At 36.1% G+C, this 22,006-nt stretch carries 21 protein-coding genes and 1 pseudogene; 16 read left to right on the plus strand and 6 right to left on the minus strand.

The annotated features are described in order from the left end of the window. Nucleotides 1-258: 258 nt before the first annotated feature. Nucleotides 259-1,380: a Lar family restriction alleviation protein gene (locus ACGLYD_RS07990; protein ID WP_067209211.1), complete on the minus strand. Its 1,122-nt coding sequence runs from the start codon at nucleotides 1,378-1,380 to the stop codon at nucleotides 259-261. Nucleotides 1,381-1,399: 19 nt separating this feature from the next. Continuing rightward, nucleotides 1,400-2,548: an SPFH domain-containing protein gene (locus ACGLYD_RS07995; protein ID WP_399632285.1), complete on the minus strand. Its 1,149-nt coding sequence runs from the start codon at nucleotides 2,546-2,548 to the stop codon at nucleotides 1,400-1,402. Nucleotides 2,549-2,721: 173 nt separating this feature from the next. Between ACGLYD_RS07995 and ACGLYD_RS08000 the strand changes: the two genes are divergently transcribed. The 7 genes and pseudogenes from ACGLYD_RS08000 to ACGLYD_RS08030 all read left to right on the plus strand — a co-directional run bounded on the left by ACGLYD_RS08000 (nucleotide 2,722) and on the right by ACGLYD_RS08030 (nucleotide 10,099). Next, nucleotides 2,722-3,666, plus strand: a complete 945-nt coding sequence (locus ACGLYD_RS08000) for an MBL fold metallo-hydrolase (RefSeq protein ID WP_399632288.1) — start codon at nucleotides 2,722-2,724, stop codon at nucleotides 3,664-3,666. Continuing rightward, nucleotides 3,653-4,405 (plus strand): SDR family NAD(P)-dependent oxidoreductase, encoded by a 753-nt coding sequence (locus ACGLYD_RS08005; RefSeq protein WP_399632290.1) that lies wholly within the window; start codon nucleotides 3,653-3,655, stop codon nucleotides 4,403-4,405. Before ACGLYD_RS08000 ends, ACGLYD_RS08005 begins: the two co-directional genes overlap by 14 nt. Nucleotides 4,406-4,477: 72 nt before the next feature. Continuing rightward, a pseudogene (locus ACGLYD_RS08010) lies at nucleotides 4,478-4,689 on the plus strand (recombinase family protein); the annotation flags it as partial. Nucleotides 4,690-4,847: 158 nt separating this feature from the next. After that, complete coding sequence (locus ACGLYD_RS08015) at nucleotides 4,848-5,174, plus strand: helix-turn-helix transcriptional regulator (RefSeq protein WP_067209217.1); 327 nt, start codon at nucleotides 4,848-4,850, stop codon at nucleotides 5,172-5,174. Continuing rightward, nucleotides 5,171-5,587 (plus strand): SRPBCC domain-containing protein, encoded by a 417-nt coding sequence (locus ACGLYD_RS08020; RefSeq protein WP_067209220.1) that lies wholly within the window; start codon nucleotides 5,171-5,173, stop codon nucleotides 5,585-5,587. The genes ACGLYD_RS08015 and ACGLYD_RS08020 overlap by 4 nt, the downstream gene beginning before the upstream one ends. A gap of 210 nt (nucleotides 5,588-5,797) precedes the next feature. After that, entirely contained in the window at nucleotides 5,798-8,959 is a 3,162-nt protein-coding gene (locus tag ACGLYD_RS08025; protein WP_399632292.1) for an ATP-binding cassette domain-containing protein, read from the plus strand. Between the two features lie 408 nt (nucleotides 8,960-9,367). Beyond that, nucleotides 9,368-10,099, plus strand: coding sequence for a hypothetical protein (locus ACGLYD_RS08030; protein ID WP_340742107.1), 732 nt, complete (start codon nucleotides 9,368-9,370; stop codon nucleotides 10,097-10,099). A 174-nt stretch (nucleotides 10,100-10,273) separates the two neighbouring features. Here the strand turns inward: ACGLYD_RS08030 and ACGLYD_RS08035 are convergent, their stop codons facing one another. Continuing rightward, nucleotides 10,274-11,092 carry an alpha/beta fold hydrolase gene (locus tag ACGLYD_RS08035; protein WP_399633154.1) on the minus strand — a complete coding sequence of 273 codons (819 nt, stop codon included), beginning with the start codon at nucleotides 11,090-11,092 and terminating at the stop codon, nucleotides 10,274-10,276. A 24-nt stretch (nucleotides 11,093-11,116) separates the two neighbouring features. Then, the gene (locus ACGLYD_RS08040; protein WP_399632294.1) at nucleotides 11,117-11,260 is read right to left on the minus strand and encodes a hypothetical protein; all 144 of its coding nucleotides are present in this window, start codon (nucleotides 11,258-11,260) and stop codon (nucleotides 11,117-11,119) included. 412 nt (nucleotides 11,261-11,672) lie between these two features. On the opposite strand from ACGLYD_RS08040, the gene ACGLYD_RS08045 reads away from it, so the two are divergent. The 4 genes from ACGLYD_RS08045 (at nucleotide 11,673) to ACGLYD_RS08060 (ending at nucleotide 15,202) form a co-directional block, all read left to right on the plus strand. Next, nucleotides 11,673-12,170 carry a GNAT family N-acetyltransferase gene (locus tag ACGLYD_RS08045; RefSeq protein WP_399632297.1) on the plus strand — a complete coding sequence of 166 codons (498 nt, stop codon included), beginning with the start codon at nucleotides 11,673-11,675 and terminating at the stop codon, nucleotides 12,168-12,170. Between the two features lie 53 nt (nucleotides 12,171-12,223). After that, nucleotides 12,224-13,573, plus strand: a complete 1,350-nt coding sequence (gene aroA / locus ACGLYD_RS08050; protein ID WP_342538207.1) for a 3-phosphoshikimate 1-carboxyvinyltransferase — start codon at nucleotides 12,224-12,226, stop codon at nucleotides 13,571-13,573. A gap of 110 nt (nucleotides 13,574-13,683) precedes the next feature. Continuing rightward, on the plus strand, nucleotides 13,684-14,151 hold the full coding sequence (locus ACGLYD_RS08055; RefSeq protein WP_338652353.1) for a VOC family protein: 468 nt from the start codon (nucleotides 13,684-13,686) through the stop codon (nucleotides 14,149-14,151). A gap of 181 nt (nucleotides 14,152-14,332) precedes the next feature. Next, entirely contained in the window at nucleotides 14,333-15,202 is an 870-nt protein-coding gene (locus ACGLYD_RS08060) for a phosphotransferase (protein WP_399632300.1), read from the plus strand. A gap of 431 nt (nucleotides 15,203-15,633) precedes the next feature. On the opposite strand, the gene ACGLYD_RS08065 is transcribed toward ACGLYD_RS08060, so the two are convergent. Beyond that, nucleotides 15,634-16,482 (minus strand): hypothetical protein, encoded by an 849-nt coding sequence (locus tag ACGLYD_RS08065; protein WP_399632303.1) that lies wholly within the window; start codon nucleotides 16,480-16,482, stop codon nucleotides 15,634-15,636. 192 nt (nucleotides 16,483-16,674) lie between these two features. Between ACGLYD_RS08065 and ACGLYD_RS08070 the strand changes: the two genes are divergently transcribed. The 4 genes from ACGLYD_RS08070 (at nucleotide 16,675) to ACGLYD_RS08085 (ending at nucleotide 19,227) form a co-directional block, all read left to right on the plus strand. Continuing rightward, complete coding sequence (locus ACGLYD_RS08070) at nucleotides 16,675-17,124, plus strand: hypothetical protein (RefSeq protein WP_067209243.1); 450 nt, start codon at nucleotides 16,675-16,677, stop codon at nucleotides 17,122-17,124. A gap of 68 nt (nucleotides 17,125-17,192) precedes the next feature. After that, nucleotides 17,193-17,876, plus strand: coding sequence for a YiiX/YebB-like N1pC/P60 family cysteine hydrolase (locus ACGLYD_RS08075; RefSeq protein ID WP_067209245.1), 684 nt, complete (start codon nucleotides 17,193-17,195; stop codon nucleotides 17,874-17,876). Between the two features lie 54 nt (nucleotides 17,877-17,930). After that, nucleotides 17,931-18,917, plus strand: a complete 987-nt coding sequence (locus ACGLYD_RS08080) for a hypothetical protein (protein WP_340742117.1) — start codon at nucleotides 17,931-17,933, stop codon at nucleotides 18,915-18,917. A gap of 43 nt (nucleotides 18,918-18,960) precedes the next feature. Then, nucleotides 18,961-19,227 (plus strand): hypothetical protein, encoded by a 267-nt coding sequence (locus ACGLYD_RS08085; protein ID WP_067209249.1) that lies wholly within the window; start codon nucleotides 18,961-18,963, stop codon nucleotides 19,225-19,227. A gap of 737 nt (nucleotides 19,228-19,964) precedes the next feature. Here the strand turns inward: ACGLYD_RS08085 and ACGLYD_RS08090 are convergent. Beyond that, a complete protein-coding gene (locus tag ACGLYD_RS08090) occupies nucleotides 19,965-20,825 on the minus strand; it encodes a helix-turn-helix transcriptional regulator (RefSeq protein ID WP_067209252.1) in 861 nt (286 codons plus the stop codon). 218 nt (nucleotides 20,826-21,043) lie between these two features. On the opposite strand from ACGLYD_RS08090, the gene ACGLYD_RS08095 reads away from it, so the two are divergent. Continuing rightward, the gene (locus tag ACGLYD_RS08095; protein WP_354313049.1) at nucleotides 21,044-21,829 is read left to right on the plus strand and encodes a hypothetical protein; all 786 of its coding nucleotides are present in this window, start codon (nucleotides 21,044-21,046) and stop codon (nucleotides 21,827-21,829) included. Nucleotides 21,830-22,006: the final 177 nt, after the last annotated feature.

Raw genomic sequence — 22,006 nt, forward strand, 5'->3', positions numbered from 1 at the left:
GGTACCACCTAAATTTACCGGCATAACACCGATACATCTCGTTCTTTCTTAACGCGAAAGGCACGCCTGTGTTTCCACAGCAGCTCAGAAGGAGGTTCGAAGCGGGAGAGGGGATGTGGCTTTCAGCCGGTGACCACATTTTCTGTTCTCCATTGCCGCAACTACTTGTCTTCGTCAACGCCTATATGTACTTGAATTAGACCGATTATTGCACGTCGTCTAAAAAAAGTCAACTATCTAATTTTTATCGAGTTATCGTTAGGTCATTTTCAAGATAAAGTAAATCGCAATCATAATCGCAATAACTATCCCTACGGCAATCGATACTTTCACGGCACTCACAGGGGATTTCCCGCTTACTTTGCCAGTTTGTCCATTGACGAGGAAGCGATAGACCTTATTGTTGAACTGGAATGATGAAATCCATAAAGGCAATAGAATGTGTTTGTAGGTAATGCTGTCATAGTCGGTGGAGACACTGACTATATTAACAACATCGCCATGAACTCTGCCGTGTATACCACTTGTAATTCCATCGTCTATGACAACTTTGGCATCATTCCATCCATCCTTCAATGGAATTGAATACTTTTCTGCCAAAAATCCAGATAAATAGTCCATTTTATAATCAACAAGTCCATTTAGATGAAAAGGTTCCACTTTATCAATCAATCCACTGGCCACATTACGTGAAGCTTTCACCAATACATCATCGAAGAACTTGCTATAATGACCATGTTCTGTACGCCACCTGATTTTTCTCACTTGTTCTGTTACTTGTTTGGGTTTGCCATCTTCAATTACAGTCCGTGTTTTTGTAACATAATAATACGTACCAATTTGTACGACGTAGGATGAATTCGTCTGAGAATCGAACGTCCAGTAAGGAATATAAGCACCAGCCAAATGGTCTAATTTATACGATTGGATCAGCTTGGAAGGAGCAAAATATTTCTTTTTCATCCACACCTTGAATTTTTCGACCGCTACGTCTTTTGTAATTTGAAAGGGGAGGACCAAAGCTGGTTTGATACCTGCGTGGTTTTCCGTTACCGCAATATGCGACGATCCACAAAACGAGCAAAAATCTGCTACCTTATCTTTATCTAAAAGGGTTTCGGCACCACAATTTCCACATTTGAAAACTCGCTTTTCATCATCCCAACTGTGGTCTTCTTTTTCTAGTGCCTGTAAGAAATCAAGTTCAATCGTGTTTTCTCGCGATGTCGTGATTTCTTTTTCACTCCCACAAAATGGGCATTTAAGTGTTCCACTTGAAGGGTCAAAAACTGTATTACCACCGCAGGAAGAGCATTTATTCACTTCCGTTTGTTCAACTATCATCGCTTCTACACGCTCATTGTTTTCTAAACTGGACACTCGAACACCTCTCTATCCATCACTGTTGCAGATTGTCGCCACAGTCCCCACAAAACTTTGTATTCGGGGCATTTACCTTTCCACATTTCGCACATGTTTTTTCGGTCACTTGTTTTGCGCCACATTCCCCGCAGAATTTTGCATCTTCATTTATTGCCGCCTGACAGCTAATGCATGGCACTTTTTGCTTTTGTACAGTTTCCCCACATTCGCCGCAAAACTTTGCGTTCGTATTAATGAGTGCCTGACAATGAGGGCAAGTCATTTTTTCTGGTTGCGGTGCTGAAGGCGAATTAGTTTGTTGATGGTTGCCTTGGAGAGCGTTTGCCATCACACTGCCAATCGCAGCCCCTGCACCAATGCCTGCACCTGCACCTGCTAATCCGCCGCCTTCATTTTGCGCCGCATCTCTAATTGCTTCTGCCGACTGGTATTGCTGATACTGATTCATGTTACCAATAACACCCATTGCAGTTTTTCGATCCAATACTTTTTCCACTTCTTCAGGGAGTGATAAGTTTTCAATATACAACGAAGTGATTTCAAATCCGAATGTACTGAATCGTTGCTTCATCTTCTCTTTGCCTTTTTCACTTAATTCGTCGTAGTTCATCGCTAGATCTAGAGCAGCAATATTCGATTCAGCAAACAGATCTGTAAGTCCCGACAGCACCATTTTTTTCAACTGACCCTCAATGCTGCTGGTGTCATAGGATGCGCTCGTGCCAAACAGTTCTTTTAAGAAAACAACAGGTTCGGATACGCGATATGAGTATATGCCATAGCCACGTAATCGAATGACGCCAAATTCCGAATCGCGCATCATAATTGGATTCGAAGTGCCCCATTTCTGGTTGATGAACTGCTTCGTATTCACAAAATAGACTTCCGCTTTGAAAGGGGAGTCGAATCCAAACTTCCACGACTTTAATTTCGTTAAGATGGGCATGTTTTGTGTGTATAATAGATGACGTCCTGGCCCAAATACATCCGCAATTTCACCTTCATTGACGAAAATGGCAACTTGTGACTCCCTAACGGTTAATTCTGCACCCATTTTTATTTCGTTGTTTTGGACGGGGAAGCGGTAAACCATTGTACTTGCGTTTTGGCCCGTCCATTCAATGACTTCAATAAATTGACTTTTGAAAAATCCGAATAATCCCATGCTTAAGCCCTCCTAGTAATTCTATATCGTCGTAAATAACTGTTAAAATAGATACTTTGATTATACCATTTTAATACTTCATGGTAGAGAATTGATTCAAAAGATGACGCTTGCTACTAAAAAAGGTACAATGGACTGAATACTCATTCATATTAATAAAGGGGATTTTACATATGATACAGAAAATTGTTATACCAACACCATTCGCAGTTGGCGATGTAAATGCATTTCTGATAAAAGGAGATACATTGTCACTCGTTGATGCGGGGCCGAAAACCCCTGAAGCATTTGAAGCATTGCAACAGGGCATCAAGGAAGCTGGGTATGCATTCAACGATATTGAACAAGTCATTTTGACACACCATCATCCTGATCATGCTGGCTGGATTGACGCGTTTGATAACGCTAAAGTTCTTGGTCATGTGTATAACGATTTATGGCTCAAACGGGATGAAGCTTTTTTCCGCTATCATGATGCGTTTTATCTCGATTGTCTTATCGAAGAAGGAGTGCCTGAGCAGTACCTTGGTTGGGTTAAGAAGATGAAACGATCCACTGCACTTATGGGGGAACGTCCACTGGATAGTATGCTTACCGAGGGTGATGCGCTTCCGGGGCATCCTGGCTGGACAGTTATGGAAACACCTGGCCACGCTCAAAGCCACATCGTCTTATGGGATGAAGAGAATAGAACAATGATTGGTGGAGACTTAGTGCTTGAAAAAGTGTCTTCAAACCCGCTTATTGAACCACCACTTGATCCTGCACAGGGACGGCCGCATTCTCTATTGCAATATAACGAATCGTTGAAACGTATACTGACATTGCCTGTAGACATTATTTATACTGGTCATGGCAATGAAGTACGGAATGCTCACGAACTTATTGAAAGTCGACTAGTGAAACAGCGTGAACGTGCGTTAAAGGTACTTGCTATGATGAACGATGGCTCAAGGACAATTTTCGAATTAACCCGAGAACTGTTCCCGGCTGTCTATGAAAAAGAACTGGGTCTTACACTCTCTGAAACGATTGGGCAAACTGATTACCTTGTCAATGAAGGGCTAGTTCGCGAAACAAGGGATGAAGGCGGCGTCCTGCATTATGAACAAGCATAAATCGATACTCATAACAGGTGCGACTAGCGGGGTTGGATATGCACTGACGAAACGGCTGTTGGCAGTAGGTTATGAGGTGTGGGCGACAGGTAGGGCACTTGCCGTTTTAGAGGAGTTGCAACGTGAAGGTGCACATACGATACCTGCGGATTTTTCGAAAAAAGAAGATGTTGAGCAATTGATGGCGAAAATTGGTTCACCCGATGTCGTCATCTTTTCGGCGGGCGTTGGTTCATTCGATTTCGCTCACGAAACGTCTGATGAAGCAATTCAAAGCATGATGACAGTCAACGTAATCGCACCCATGCAGCTGACTAAACTTCTGTTGCCGAGCATGATGGAACGCCGCAGCGGACATTTGATTTTTCTAGGTTCACAAGCCGGAAAAGTGGCAACACCCAAGGCTTCTATTTATGCTGCGTCTAAGCATGCGATTATCGGCTATACGAACGCGCTTCGTATGGAAGTGGCTCCATTCGATATCCATGTGACGACTATTAACCCAGGTCCGATTGACACACCCTTTCTGGATCTCGCGGATGAAACAGGTACTTATCGCGCATCACTTGGAAGGCATTTATTGACTGTGGAAACCGTGGTCGATGCAGTGGTTAAAACAGTAGGGAAACCAGTTCGCGATGTGAATTTACCTTGGTATATGGGTGTCACGAGTAAACTCCACGCAGTCGCTCCGACGCTTGTCGAACGGTTGGGGCGGAAGTATTTTATGAAGAAATAATAGGAATAAGCATTTTGCGAAAGCCGGCATAATTGCCGGCTTTTTACCTTGAAAAACATATTTTTTGAAGGAGAATTTTCTGGAGCAACAAAGGATCGTGAACAACTTCAGATGTTGTTAGAGGATTTGCGAGGAAATTACATTATTTACGTTTTAGACTTAACTCGGATCACTAGAAGTACGCAGAATTTATTTGAATTGATTGATTTAATACGAGTGAAAATGCAAGATTAAAATCACTCAAGGATACAGGGCTAGATTTATTAGAAAATAATCCATACAGCCCAATTCCATTAAAGAACCGGATAATAGAATAGCAAGGGAATTTGACATGTCACCTTTAGGTGTCCTATAATAAATAAGACAACAAAAGGTGTCGTAATTATTATGAAGTTTAATCAGTGACGTTACAGGAAATATTAATGAAAAGGCGGGGCTGATTTTGAACGAAAAAAGTCAAGTGAGGGATGTTTATGACGCTGTTGCCGATCCAACAAGGCGTAAGTTAATTCAAATGTTGGCGGATGTTGAAGAATTACCCCTACATGAGATAACCGTTCATTTTCAAATGGGGCGTACAGCAGTATCTAAGCATTTATCGATCCTTAAAGAGGCGAATCTAGTAATTGCTCGAAAGGTCGGTAGGGAAACAAGATATCGGCTGAATGCAACCCCGTTGAAAGAAGTTCAAGATTGGGTATCCTTTTACGAAGGATTCTGGAATGAAAGAATTGCTAAATTAAATCTTTTATTGGAGGAGAAAAAATGAAATCAGATGTATCATTAGATTATCAATTTACAAGTTCAATCGAGCAGGTGTGGAACGCTTTAACGGATTCGGACACACTTGCGAAATGGATATGGGATAATGATTTTAAACCAGTCGTTGGACATAAATTCCAGTTTCGGACAGAGCCTAACGAATGGTGGGATGGCATTGTAGATAGCGAGGTGCTCGAAGTGGACGAGCCTCATAAATTATCTTACACTTGGCTAAGTGCCGGAGAAAGCACTACTGTTACATGGACTTTGAAAGAAGGTTCAGATGGAACTGTCCATCTACATTTCGATCAAACTGGATTTAGTGAAGCAACAAAAGCACAACCAGGAGCCATCGAGGGAGCTACATATGCTTGGACGCAAATGGGTGAGCAACTCGAAAAAGTATTAGCAGAACTGTAAAAATGATTTCTTCATCATTTATGATGTCTGCTTTTCAGGACTAACTTTATTATAAAAATAATCCATTCTTCAACAATATGGCGCTTTTCCGGAACATGGAAAGCGTCATTTTTAATGGAAGTAAGGATTAAGTAATCTAACAATTTTTGTTTGAATTATAATTTAGCAAACGTGGCAAGACTAAATTTAGAGAATGGAGAGGACAATACTGTGAAAATAAATCAATTAATTGCGAACAATATTAACAACTTAGATGCAACACTACCAGTAGATAAATCGTTAGGAATTGCTGGTTTGTCTGGATCTGGTAAAACAACTTTTTGTCAAACAATTGGTGAAGAATCCAAGAAGCGTCTCGTTTCCTTATTGCCAAAGTCTGAATATCAGTATTTATTTCCCCGTATTATGGAAACCAATTTCAGTGCCATCAAGATGGAAGAAATGCCTTTAGTCCTTTTTCTCGGAAAATCAGCGATTTCTTCCAATCCGCGTTCTACAATAGGTACACATACAGGCGTATTTAAAGACATTCGTGTTACCCTTGCTGAAAAATTTGAACTGTCTCCAGAAGTTTTTTCATTTAATAATGAGTTAGGCTGGTGTCCAGGTTGTAAAGGTCGCGGAACTACTAAAAATGTCGAATGTAAAAAGTGTGAGGGCAAGCGCTATAATCCTGAAGTTGAGCAATATAAGATAGATTTATTGGATCAACCGCACAGTATTTCTGATATCAACAACTTAAGCATTGAATCAATTCTTTCTCTTGGAGAAGAATTACATATTAGTGAAACAAAACAACATATTCTTAAAAATATTATCAATATGAATATTGGTTACTTAACTTTAAATCGCATTATGGGTACATTGTCAGGTGGAGAATTAACACGACTTTACTTGGCAGAATTCATGGCAACAAGTGAAAATACGGTAATTATAATTGATGAAATCTCCGTGGGTCTTGATCACCAAACACTATTGAAAATTTTAGCAGAGATTAAGCAATTGGGGTATAAGAATCAAATTTGGCTCATTGACCATTCTGACACGGTGCTCGATACAACGGATCAGCAATTGTTCTTTGGGCCTGGTAGTGGGAAATATGGTGGGAAAATTGTTGAAGAATCCCCCCGTCCAAAACCAATCACTTCGGAACGAAATCAAGCAATGCCGACGGAGTACTTTCAGTTTCATGATCTTTACTGTCGTAATATTCAAATGGCTGAAATTCAGATTCCCCAAAATAGACTTATAACCTTTACGGGTGAGTCTGGATGTGGTAAATCTACACTTGTCAATGAGTGTATGGCCAAAGATTTTCTGAAGCGATATCCAAAAGATAAATTGGTAATGGTGGGGCAAAATCGTAACCAATCGATTACCAGTCGGTCAACAGTTGCGACTTTTCTTGATATTAAAAGGAAACTCAAAAAATATAGTGAAGAAATTGATGATATTTTTCAGCGCTCGATTGAAGACATTATTGATGAACTGCCGAATGAAGACATCGCTTATAAACGCCTGAGCCTATTAATTAAACTTGGACTTGGTTATTTGACGTTGGAAAGAAAAACACAGTCTTTATCGAATGGTGAATTTCAATGTGTCCATTTAGTTTCTGAGCTGTTTGCCAACTCGAGAAACCCCCATACGCTTTTTATTTTCGACGAGCCTTCAAAAGGGTTATCACAAAATATTTTAAATCAATTCATTGATAGTATTAGGGTCATTCTGCAGGATGAATCTGTCTCAATAATTATGATTGAACATAACTCTTATATGATGGAAAGCTCTGATTTTATCGTTGATTTTGGTAAAAGACAGCTTGCACCTGTTCAACACCTTGATATTGTGAGTCATGATGATTATTATCGTCAACAAAACAGGACGGATAGAGTTACTCCGTTGCAAATTTCTTCAACCATCCATCAACAAAATGGCGTAAACTACTTAAAAGAAAATCAAATTTCCTATTTTAAAAATGCAGAAAACGTCTATAAGGGCGGTATCTTAAAAAGCTTATCATCAATGGCACGGTTGATTTATGGTGAATACGAATCCGAAACAATTGCACCCGTCATCGCCATTGATCTGGAACGACATTTGTATAGTCAATATAGTTTTCTCTATGAAATGGGTGGATTGATCAACCATATTGTAGCAGCTCATCCGACCAATAAAAATACGCAGAGCTTCGATTTCTATAATCAAGACAATCATTGTCCAAGTTGCTCGGGCCGCCGAGTGATTGAAAAGTTTGATATAGATGTTGTGATTCAAGACAAAAACGCTCCGTTCTGGGATGGCCTATTGCATCCAGATGTGATGGAGGTATTAAAACATTATCAATATTCAAGATTGGAATTCATTTTTGATGAAATTAAGAATGAACTCGGTCACGATATGAGTAAAAGTTATAATGAAATGACAAAAGAAGAAAAGCATACCTTTTTATATGGGTATTTAGAAAAGTCGTTTTATGATAAAGCAGCTAAGGCACAGAGAACATGGCAAGGCTTCAATAGTATAATTGGGATGTATATGTTTATTTCGAAATCGATTATTAAAGAGCATATGAAAGCATCCAAAGAGATAATATCATGTCCGATTTGCGAAGGGTCTGTGTTAAACCATCATAATCAACTCAAGTTTGGAAATACGGATATTCGTGAGATTATAAACCAGCCGATTGATCAAGCATTTAAAACGGTAGGAGCGTTACCTGAACTGATAAAATTGAAATCTATTGTCGGCGGAGATATGACTTTGACTGAAGATGTCTCTTTACTGCCTAGGGAAACACAAGTCGCGCTGAAAGTATTTGAATTGGAAATGGCAAGCTTTGCTGGTTATGAAGTGGTGTTACAAAATGCCTTACCATTCTGGGATAAAATTAGCAGCAATATCGAATCCATCAGCACGAATAACCAGGTTACGATCTGCGATTTTGATAAGATCACTGAGACCAGAGAAACGATCATTGATAAGTATTTCACCAATGGAAAATATAAAAAGCTTGTCTATGTCTATGAAGCCTTTGGATATAAAAAAATTGTAACCCAAATTAATAAAATTAAAAAAAGTCATCCATGTCCATTCTGTAAAGGAAAGAAAGTCATTACAGAAGATAATCTCCATGATGGCGTATATAAATTAACGATCCCATGTGTGAGTTGTAATGAAAGTGGCATCACTGAAGAATTACTTCAGGAAGTTGTCGAAGGTATAGCAGTTGAAACATGGCTTACTGGTAAAGTAAGTGATGTTGTTGAGAAAAACCTATATACTGAGGCCGTTGCAGATATTCCAATCTTCAATCGTATACGTGAGTTAAATAAACGTGATTTGATGGCGGTTTATCAATGCTTGGCTTAAAAGAATATTAAAAGTTTCAATCTAGATAGATGAAAGAACTTCATTAAAGCCCAATTTCTCTATTTTAATTTCCAGAGAAATTGGGCTTTTTAATTTAGAATTTCCTTAACGTTGAAAATCCATATTTTACTGCCAGAACCTCTAAAAATATAATTAAAGGTTACTTTATATTATTTCGAATAGTGTATATATTCCCGATAAACGAAACCTCGCTAGTGCATATAAAAATACAACGCTCGTTACTAGTTTGTTCTCCACTTATAAAACACTCCCGTATAAAGTATTACTGACATCTACTAAGGAGGAGGGATAGCTTGAAATGAGGAAAAAACATCGCAACCGATAATAATATTGATATATGTACTAGCGAGGTGTATGATTATTAAAAATATTAGGGGTTGTCTAATTATGAAGTTACCTTCGTTTCAGCAAGCTGTTGGATTTAGTGTTGGTGATGCCCTATCCTTGTTCTTGTTAAGAACTATTCTTGAACGAGAAAATTATTCAAAAGCACTCTATGAACACTTCAACTTGGATTTCCCAGGACGTTCCGTTTCCTATGAATATGTCGCACGTACTACCAACGCTTTAGAAAATAATGGTTTTCTTTTTTCCCGAACAGAAGGCCGCAAAAAGGTCTTTCAAATTACTGAAAAAGGAAAAGCTCGTCTTCTGGAATACGAAACTATTTATGCACTTCGCTTTAGTGAAGTTTCGATTGTTATAGATAGGTTTTATTACTTTTTAACTAAAAATGGATCGCTACCACAAGCCTCGATTGAGCCACTACACGAAGACTTTAGATTATTTATATCAAAATTGCTATCTGTAAAGGATGTTGTACGATTTATGGCTCTGCGACTTAGCTTAAATCGTCAATCTTTTCATATGGCCGAAGTTCAGGAGCAATTGAATAGTTTGTTTGGTTGGTCTCCATCTAATGGCTATTTGTACAATATAGCGCGTGAAATGGAAGAAACAAATTTATTGGTTGGTTTCTGGCCAGATGAAAGAAGAACTATTCGTAAATTATATAAAACGGATGAAAGTGAACAATTCTACATAATCGTATCAGCTTCATTGACTGAACGAATCATCCAAGTTCGTAGATACTTACATTACGTTTTAAAAATGGTATGAATTACGATTACATTTACATTCAGCCTAAAAAATAATCCATCCTTGAGGTAACGGCTCAAAATGGATGGATTATATAATCCCGATGTCGATTTACTTATAAGGAAGAGACTTTTTCATTGCCCGGTCGGAATTCGCTTTCCGACCGGGCTTTTTTATTTTATTAAAACGTGTAAACTATTTGACTTGTCTTGCAATCATACTCGCAAATTTCTCCGGTTCCTCTGTAAATGGTAGGTGGTTACTTTCATCGAATGTGATTAGCTGAGCATTGGGTATTGCATTAGCAATTTGCACGGAAAATACACGCGGACATTGGGCATCATGCAACCCGCAATAGACGGTTGTCGGTATCGAAATGGCTGAAAGCTGATCCGTTAAATCGTAGTTCGGAAGCTCCGTGTATGAATAATAATCAAGTCTCTGAGGAACGGTACTCCCACTATTCGGTTTATTGAAATACTGCTCATAGTTTTCCGGTCGGTAGAGGGACATTTCGGTCCATTCACGGCTTAAGGGGCTCTTTTCTTCAGCGGGTATTGTTGGATTATTGATGGTCCTAATAATTTCCCCTATACGTTCGTTATTCAGATTCTTTTCACAATAAATACTGCCAGGATGGTGCATGTACTCCTTCGAGGCAGAAGCTCCGCCAATGACCATTTTAGTGAGGGAATCCGGCGCCTGGATGGCATAGACGAGTCCTAGCATTCCGCCCGTTGAATGGCCTGCAAATGCCCATTTTTCAAATTTAAGGGCAGTCCGTATCGCTTCCAAATCCTTAATCGATTCCTTCATACTCAAATCATCTTTATGTACAGATCCAACCGAGTTACCCGCTCCTCGCAAATTGACGAGATAAACGGTGTAATGTTCTGTGAATGGATTGGCAAACGTGTTACCTTTCTCATTGTAGGCACTATATAAGTGCGTTACACAAATCGGTTCACCTTCACCTCTTACAAAAAACTCAAACGAACCTCTTGTTGTTTCAATGAATTACGGTGTCCACATATGCTCTTACCGCCTGATTTTCTCTTGTTTTAGCCGCTCTTTAATATTATTGGCTTCTATTTCACCTTGTTCGGACAGTTTCCGAATTCTTTCTTGACCAAAGATAAATGGTGATTCCGCATGTCTAATCATAAAAAATGCCGTTTCCATATAGTCCTCCTCAACTTTCGTGATTCTTTTGGCCTATTCATAAATCCGATTTATAACTTCAAAACTAATTCTATTATAAGGTAAGTAAAGATGAATGACATATGTGAGTTATTAGATTTATAAACCACTAAGCGCTAATACTACTAATTTTCTCTTCTAAATCTGGTCCTACCTTATTTTTGTTGAGTAAATTGGGTGATACTTTAATAATAGTAGAGCGAAAAGTTTGATAATGTAGTACAGTAGTTTCTATAGAACTAACAGAAAATCCAATTAACGGAATATGGCGAACGACTTTTATTTTTTATCAACATACTTTTGAAGTGATGGGAGAGTTATAACATTGGAATTAAAAGAGTTGATAGAAAAAGATCTTAAATTTAACTACAAAATTTATTAAAGAGGTGGAATTATGACTATTAGACGTTTAAACCCATTGGATGCTGAAGCTTATCTCGGTAAACGATTAGAAGGTTTAAAAAATACACCCGAAGCATTTGGCTCAAGTTATGAAGAGGAAAAAGACCATCCTAGTGAAAAATATAAACGTAAGTTTCAATCGAACAACTCGTTTACTTTAGGTGCTTTTGAAGACACTCAACTAGTTGGAGTTGTTACATTGGTTAAAGAAAAATTGCTTAAACTCCAACATAAGGCAACTATTATAGCTATGTACGTTTCTCCTGAAAAACGCGGGTTGGGTATCGGAAAGTCTCTAATGGTAGAAGTAATAAATGTGGCAAACGATATGGAAGGTGTAGAGCAGATCTATTTAACTGTGGTGACAACAAATGAGCCTGCTAGAAATCTATATGCTTCATTAGGCTTTCATGTCTTTGGCACAGAGAAAAGGGCATTAAAAGTTGACGACACTTATTTTAATGAAGAGCATATGGTTTTATTTTTATGATAAATTACTAGTAAGATATATAGGGAAATTCAATCTCGGGAAGGGTGTTTAATTTGAGTAATGTAGATTTGAAAGCACGGTCGCCGTGGTCAAACTTAAATCAAGTTCAAAGTGTAAGTCTATCTCCACCTGAAGTGCAATCCATTAACGGTGAAATAAGCATACCAGGGAGTAAAAGTCTTACGAATAGAGCGTTGATACTAGCAGCTTTAGCTAACGGAACTTCAACATTATCCGGAATCTTAAAAAGTGATGATTCATATTGGTGTATCGATGTACTCAATAGCCTTGGCATCAAGACCGAACTAGAAGGGGATACGATTACCGTTCATGGCAATAATGCAGTTTGGCCAAATGAAAATGCAGACTTATACATTGGGGCTGCAGGCACGATTGCTCGTTTTCTTCCTGGTGCATTAGCAGTTGCGAAAAACGGAAATTGGGTTATTGAGGCAAGTAACAGTATGAGTGAACGGCCAGTAAAACCTTTAATAGACGTACTTACCGCAATGGGAGCAAAGATCGACTATCTGGATAAAGATGGTTATTTCCCTCTCCGTATAATAGCAAATGAACTCACGGGAGGTTCAGTTAGTATTTCTGGAAAGATTTCAAGTCAATTTATAAGTGGCGTGCTACTGGCAAGTCCGTATGCAAAAAAAGCTGTAACTGTAACGATCCCTGATCACATTGTTCAGCCAGACTACGTTGAAATAACACTAAATCTAATGGAGAAATTCGGAGTACAAGCCCAATTTACTGAAGACCTTAGGGAAATTGTTATTCCTCAATCAGAATACAAGAGCTGTGATCTCGATTTAGAAGCAGATGCTTCAACTGCAAGTTATTTTTTAGCCTTAGCAGCTATTACGAATGGTCGCATTAAGATTACCAATCTTTCACCCGAAAACAGTCAACCTGATATTAATATGATTAATGTCTATGAAAAAATGGGGTGCACTGTTACTAGAGGAGAAGGCTTTATTGAGTTAGTTGGAACACCTACGTTGAAGGGCGGGTTTGAGATTAGCATGCTCGATATGTCAGATCAGACGTTGACATTAGCCGCAATCGCTCCATTTGCAACGGGTCCGATTACTATACGAGATGTGGAACATATTCGCTATCATGAATCCGACCGAATTAGCGCTATTTGTACAGAATTACAAAAGTTAGGCATTAAAGTCGAAGAGTATAAAGACGGGTTAACCGTTTACCCAGGAACACCACAAGCTGCAACATTGGATTCCTATGACGATCATCGAGTGGCAATGTCATTAGCATTGATTGGCGCAAAGGTTCCAGGGGTATTCATTAATGATCCAGGGTGTGTGTCAAAGACTTGTCCAACTTTTTTTGACTTACTGCAGCAATTAGGTGTGAATGTTGAGTATTCAAATTGATTGGTTGAATAAGGGCTTTTGATCAAGAGAGTATTCATGCAATCGAGAAAAGCATTGCTACGAACAGGGAATTAACCAGTTGAAAACAAATAGGAGATAATGAAAATAATATGATTAAAGGATTATACGAAGCCCATTTACCCGTAAGTGACCTAGAACGCTCAATTAAATTTTATGAAAGTTTAGGATTAGAATTTGACCATAGAATAGAGGCTCGAGTAGCATTCCTTTGGATAGAAAAAGACAAAAGTTGGTTAGGTTTATGGCAAACAGACAAAGTAAATCTCGACTATCACCCATCAATCCGACATATTGCTTTCCATGTAGAACTAGAAGATTTACGGAATTCGCGAAAATGGCTTGCAGAAAGAAATATCGAGGCTAAAAAAGCGTTTGGTTTTGAACCAATCGAACCATTCGTTATGCCTAACGAGAGATATGGCCATGCCAAAATACATTTTAATGATCCAGATGGAAACAGTTTAGAATTTATCTGTAAAGTTGAGAAAAACAATCCTAACGTAACCAGTAATATGTATTTGAGCGATTGGGAGAAAGCTAATTTCACTCCTAAATAAAAACAGTCCATTCTTAATCAAACAGTCCATCATTTTTATCCTAAAGGGGTAGCATTCAGCAAATCCAAATTAATAATTTGGATTTCTTAGTGTTGTCAGTGAGAAATAAACCTTTATTTACTTCTTAAAAGCATCAGATGGTATTAAATGAAAATGAATTGTCTACAAGGAGCGTTATTTAATGAACGAACAATCAAAGATTGATGAAATATGCATTGGCCTACAGGATAAAGGCATAATTAATCTCAATAAACAAAGAATTACTAAAATGAAGAGTGGAACGACTGATGGCCTTGTCTATAGCGTTTCGGAACATAACGTACCCAAATATGTGCTTAAATTGGATCATCCACAACAAATCAATTTTGCTAGTCGTTTTTTTCATACGTATCAAAATGTTCGTCTACTTCCTAAACTCTATTATACAGATCCTGAAAAAAAGTTTATTCTGTATGCGTATATAGAAGGTACTACTCATTATAATCGTGGTTCAAAAATAGAATGGATGACCCTTTTGGTAAATGAACTATTTAATCACTACGTCAAATACGATCAGAATGCCAGCTGGGGAAGACTAGATGGAATACCACAACAAACTTGGTATGATTTCAATAGAAGTAGTTTGGAATCAGCGCGTACAAATATAAGGGATTTATTGCCGAATGAAGATTATTTTAAGGTGGAATCAATAGTTGAACGAATAGCTTCGGTTGAAAAACAGGAAACTAAATACTTGCTTCACGGGGATACCGGAGTTCACAATCTTGTGTTTCAAAATAACACACTTAGCGGAATTATAGATCCATCACCTATGGTAGGTCCTATAATCTACGACTTTACCTATGCATTTTGTTCATCATCTGATGACTTGAATATAGAAACATTGCTTTCAACATTCTCATTACTTAAACAAGTGCCTATAGAGGAAACAAGACTTATAGAAGAAGTTATTTTCCAACTTTATACGCGGATCGGAATTTGTATTAGGGTCCATCCGCATGATTTAGAGGGCTATCTTAAAGCTTGGGAATACTGGAAACAACTGAGCTAGCAAGTGCTTTACAGATAAATAGAAAGCGTCACAAAGGGCAGCTCCATAAGTCGGAATTTCAACGACTTATGGGGCTGCCCTGATTTAATCTCTAAATATACTCCCCAAAACCTTCCGATTTCCACGAATGAATTGCATGACGTTCCTTCTCGAAGACCTTTTCCAAGTAAATCATTGTCGTTTCAATCTTCTCGTGTCCAAGGGATCGCATGATGTCGTAATTAACATGAATTTAATGTATGCCCAAAAAAGCCCTGAGTCCTTGGTATGTATAGGTTTCAAGGTTTTTTTATCATATCCGATTCACTTTGAAAGTGCGATTAACGCAATGCATTAACTGTTATATTCCTAGAAGTACCAGAAGCTGAAGATGCAACTTGAAAAACCATCTTACCAGTTTATCTATCATTCGGATTTTTATACCAATCTAATCATTTATAGTAAGCATATTCTTTTTTGACATTAACCAAAAAATCCAAGTCATCGTAAATTTTTAGAAGCAGTCGGGCTTGCTGGATACAAGTGGTTGCGTTGGTTCTTCCTAACTTATTATTGCAAATGGAAATTCTAGCAAAACAAACCGCAAGTGATTGGTATGACATCGATTTTTTATGCTTTTGAATAATTATAGTTAACATTTCTAACGCTTTTAAAAAGTCTCCCTCTTTAATAAGTAATAATGTGAGATTAATTTTAAATGAAATTATTAATTTTTGTGAATTCTGAAATCCATCATAAAGTTCAAGTCTTTCAATAATACGAGAAGAAATTGCAATTGCAGTATCATTTGGAAAGAAATATAAAATTGTATTAATTAGAAGAATATCACTTAAATACCATTGATTAAGTTTTGAAAGCCTATTCCAAACTGGTTCAACAATTATACGAACGATATTAATATCATTCTTAATATTAAGGGATATTAGTGCTTCACATATAAGTTTAATATCCAGTAATAAAATGTTTTGGTGTTTTTTTAAAGCATTATTAATTTCTATTTTTATCTTTTCCAATGCAGTTACATCATTATAGGGTAATGAAAAGAAGTTATTGATTATTTGCTGAACCTGTCCATGTTTGAAATCATTATTAATAAATCTTACTTCTTCCAAAGTCATATCTAATCTATCCAGAAAATTTATATAGGCAATAGAATGAACATCTGATAGTTCAGCTTCAAACTTAGAATATGATGACTGGGAGAGGATGTCTTTAGCAACATACTTTTGTGTATACCCTTTATTTATCCTTATTTTTTTTATTGTATTTCCATTCAGCAAACTATTTCACCTCAACAATATTCTTTTTTGAATATTATGTAGCTATTTAATATTCTTACTTTACTATAGATTCAGGGGGTGCACAATGGAATTTATACTAGTTTTGTTAGATATATGGATTATTGGAGGTGGTTAAAAGAATTGACCGGTAAACCAAAATAAATTAAATTTAGAAAGCAGGGTGCAAATTTCATGCGTAAAAAAATAATTTCTTTATTCGTAATACTTATTGTATCTCTTAATTTGGTATCCCAAAGTGCATATGCTAATAGCGATGGAGAAATATTAACACCTATTAGCAGTGAAGAAACATTAACACCTAGTGCTGTTATTAATCCTGGTTCTGCTGCGGTTGGCGTCACGTTAAAAACAAATCAATTTGTTGCTGTATCGGATAGTATAAAGATTATTGACGGAACAGGAAATGTGTACATGCAAGCAGAAAATGGAGCTGTTACAGTAGGTATTTATTACGTTTATGCTGGTGGTCCTGATAAATTACTTAAAGAATATGTAGTTCTACCAGGAAAAACTTTAAATACTACCATAAAAGACATGGTACCAGCAACTTATGTAATTAAAGTATATAGAGGAAACCCGGATATCACTAATACTTCGGCTTTTGGTTATCTTGCAGACTAATAATGAAAATAAAATTTACTCGCTTGATTTAGTGAGTACTGAATATGCCAAAAAGGGGAATGGAAAATATGTATAAAAAGAAAATCATGTTATCTCTAGCATTAGCAGTATCTTTTTTAGCAACGAATCAACAAAATAATGTCAAAGCAGAAGAAGTCAATGACCAAAATATTGAATTTAAGAGCACAATACCTGAGGGTTACTATGATGAAGTTTTGGAAGGACAAAAAGATACCGCTGAATACATTAAAAATATGCAGTTAGAAAATCAAAAACTAACTAACTCCGATGTAGAAACTTTTGCTGTACCTATACCAGATGGCTCTATGGGGAATACAGGCGATATTCTTTATACTCCAAGTGGATTTAGTTCTACATCCCTACCTGTAGGAGGCCACGCAGCAATTGTTGTTGATCGTTATTCAACAATAGAAGCTATGGGATTAAGGCAGGATACTGATGGGGTGAGATATTGGACGAATAACTTTAAAGAGCGATATAAAGATGCTCGGGCTTATACAGTAATTGGCGCAACTGCAAGTCAAAAGCAAAGTGCAGTTAACAATGCTAAATACGAACTTTATGATCCTTATAACTATTCATTCTATGAAAAAACTAGAACAGATGCTTTCTATTGCTCACAATTAGTATGGAGAGCTTGGTATGACCTAGGAGTCGAACTAGATTATAATGGAGGAACTGCAGTCTGGCCTATCGACTTAACTAAAGGCAGTAAAGTGAAAGCAATTTAAATAAGTGAAAAAGAAAGCAGAATTTGCTTTCTTTTTTTAATAGGGGAATGTGAAATGAAAAAATCTATCTTAATTACTGTAATCCTTTCTCTGCTATTTATGCTGGGGTGTAATCAGAAACAAAAAGAAGACTTTGTACTATTGGAAAGTAATTTAACAGATGAAGACAGTAAGTTGTTGTTCTTAGATTCTAATCTCAAGGAAATAGAAACAAAAGTGATTAAAAGTAATGGGTTAACGTCATTGATCAATGATGAAGAAAAATTGTTATCAATAAGCCCTTATAAATCTGAGTATATTACAGTTAGTAAAGATGAAATAGATATAACTGACTCTAAACTCCCTCACCCCTTATTTATGATTCCGTTTAATAATGAAAAAATGTTTGTCTATAATTATGATAAAGAAAATGATATGAATTATTATACTTATAAGATGGAAGGGCGAAAAGGTTCAGAGCCATTCAGACTAAAAGGAATTCCTTTTTCAATAACTTCTGATAAAAAATCATTATTTATTTACAGTAGAGATTTTACAGAACCTATTGAAAATCAATTTACATTAAGTGTTGTCGATACTATAGACAATAGCATAGTCAAAGAATTAGTAATAGATGGACCTTTGGTTTCGTCCGATTTGTCTGTTCATGACAATCAGTTATATATATCCCTGGTAGACATGGATAATGGTGATAGTTATATATATACATTGAACCTTGAAAACTGGCAGTTGGAAATAAAAAAATTAAAAGAAAAAAATATTCTTGGAGTATATATACAGAAAAATAACGTTTATGCTATATATTCTAACTCTGGGAAGTCATTATTAATTAAATATAATAATGATTTTAGTAAATTACTAGAAAGTACGGAAATAGGGTATACTATTGAAAAACCGAAGTTTAGTAAAGATATGATGTATTTTATTTCAAATAAAGATGATAATTCTACTTTTTTTTCTTTTGATTTAAAAAAATTAAAAATCAATAATGTCACGGAAATCCCTAGTTCAATTATAGATTATGTTATTCTAAGTCAATAAAAGAGATACTAGAAGATTAAGTAAATAGAGAGGTTGATTACAAATGAAAAGGAAATTTAGTATTTATTCATTATTACTAATTATTATTGGTATTTTCATGTCGATTATGTCGTTCCCTCCATTGAATATAACTTTTCTTGGATGGACTGGTATCTTTATTGGATTTAGTATTTACCTACTTGGAATCGTACTAGGTTTTATAGCTATATATATAAAAGAAAAGGGTTTCTTGAAGTACATATCTGTAATCTCTATCTTATTCGGAATTGTATTTGTGACATTTATATTTGCTATTGTTGGTCAAGTATAAAAACAAAGAACTTTGACGGTAATTATTACTTGTTTACATTATTTATCGATGTTCTCTTAGGTTACGGGGCTAAAAAGGGAGAGGACAATAAGTAATTTGATTTTAAAACAATCTGGCGCGATTGTTGGACAAATGTTTTTTAAAAAAGGGTGGCTGCGGTTACTCTTTTTTTATTTCGCCAGTGGAAAAAATAACGGGAAGTGTCAACGATACATTCTTAAAGTTGAGTAATAAAGATGAATCTTTGTGGTAGAAATTGAAGGGTTACAAGGGCTTCTCACGATGTGAAGCCCTTGTAACCCTTTTTATATGTCTTGTTTTGTGATGACGACTTAAGAGGAGTACCCTCGCGCAACAGCTCTAAAACTACGGTTTTAGTTCTGTTATGTGAGTTTTTTTATGCTTAGATGTATTCCCCAAATAAGTTTGGTTTCCATGCATGAATCGCATGGCGTTCTTTCTCAAAGATCTTCTCCAAATAGTTCATTGTCGTTTCAATCTTCTTAGAACACGATTAAAAGGATCCAAGATACTCAAGCCTACCTCAAATGAGGGGAGTGAAGTAGGTCTGTTTTATTATGTTCAAGTTCCCAAGGAGTACACAACCTACTCTACACCTCTGCTATATAAAAAATATAGCAGTATAGACCAAGGCATTGGTCTGTACTGCTAAAATTGGTATGTATTGATACTTTTAAAAAACCTGTATAGCAAGGAATCAAAGTTATGAAAAAAATTCAGTCACAGGAGTATTTTTTATATTCAAGTTGAATCATCTGTTTAAACAACTCATCCTCATAGATTTCTAAGAGAAGTTCTATTTTTCGATTGATTGTGTTTTCTTTTCCCCTTGATGTATACGAATAACATATTGCCATACGATTATAACAAACTGCTAATGGTTTATAGGATAACTCTTGCAAATGTGATTCTATAAGTTTTTCCAATCTATTAAGTGCTTCCGAAAACATACCGTTTTTAATGAGTAGTAACGATAAATTGAGTGTAAGAGTTGATCTTAGCCTTATTGCTTCTTCAAAGTTTTTATAAATTTTAAGTCTTTCCAGAAGTTTATCTGTAATATATATAACCACATCATCATCAAAAAAGTATAAAATTACATTCATCATTTGTATATCCAATAAATACCATTGATCATAGTATGAGATTCTTTCCCATACTTTATTCACTTTTTCTCTTGCCTTCTTAAAATCACCAGTAGTCTCTATAATTAATAGAGATTCGCAGATACTTCTCAATTCCTCTAAGACAATATTTCTATTTCCAAAAAGATGATATTCATCTATTGAACTTATAACTTTAGAAATTTCAGTCTTATTATTATACGGTAAACGGAAAAAACTTTTGACTATTTCTGTGGGTTTATTGAATTGATAATCATTATGAATATAACTAAGTTCATCAGTGGTTAATTGGAGTTGTAACAAAAGGTGCATGAAATTTGTCGAAAGAATATCCGATTTGTCAGATTCGAAATTTGAATAGGTTGCTTGTGTGAATAAGTTTCCTGTAACCTCTTTTTGAGTATATCCTTTATTTTTTCTAATCTTCTTAATTGTCCCGCCATAATTCGACATAATTCCCTCCATTTATTATTTTTCTTATATTTTGTAATTATACCGTACTTTAGATTTATTATATAAGAAAGGAGGGAAATAAATTGGAAATTATTTTTATTATTTTAGATATTTGGTTGATTTCTGGAGGCTGAAAATTAGTTTAATTAATTTTTTCATTTGAAATAAGCTTGATAAACAAAAGTGAGATTCATCCACAATAAAAAGGAGTGAGAAAAATGAAAAAAAGCGTATTTGTATTTTTATTAGCATTAATTGCTTTAGTGCCTAACTCTGTATTTGCATCTAGTAACACAGGTAATTTTGAAGAAATAGTAATTTTTGAACAAGAGGAAATTACGGACAGAGACAAAATTGTAGAAAGGGCTATTAAAGGAGAGACAGATGTAAATGATTTTGATTTTGAAGTGGTGCCTTCTGTAACTGAAATCACTACCAAAGATGGCTTGAAAAATGCAATTGAGCCATCTTTAAGTAAAAGTGACTCGAAAGATATAAATGAAGAAGACTTTGAAGTGTTTAAAACTACACAGAAACTCAAAGAAACTCAATTATCAGACGGGTCAATAGTTACTGATTATGTAACAAATGCTGTAGTAGTATACGATGAAAGATCATCGGGTACCAAAACAGACGGTTCATATACCGTAAGTGGTGAAGTGTCTATCCGTTGGCAGCAAATGAATGACGGGAAAATCAAATGGAAAGTTTTTAGCACCAAAGGAAGTTGGACAGTATTAGATACAGCTTTTTCTCTATCAAATAGAAAAGTGCACTACGGACAAGTGGGATTAGAGGCATGCATCTATAATGATTGTAATGAAGTTAAATCCCCTACCTCAAATTCTTACCTATATCACGCTCCAACAACTTGGCCGTGGTTGAGCATGTTTACTGGAGCAGCCAGCGTGTCATCTAATACTTCAGTTAATGTGAATAGAGGGTCTTCTACATTTGTGTTCAACGTTCAAATAATAAAACATGGTAACTCGGCTGTCGATTAATCAGGAAAAAACCATTTTGAATATTGCATTCAAAATGGTTTTTTCTTTTGCTATTTTATTTTTTAAATTATAATTCAATATATTATGTGTTTTATGTTATAATTGCGAATATCTAGAGAGTTAACGCGTGTGAGAATTATAATCTTTAGCTTATTTCTATGAAAAGGTATGAATTTT

Source organism: Sporosarcina sp. SG10008 (assembly GCF_044569405.1).
GTDB lineage: Bacteria > Bacillota > Bacilli > Bacillales_A > Planococcaceae > Sporosarcina > Sporosarcina psychrophila.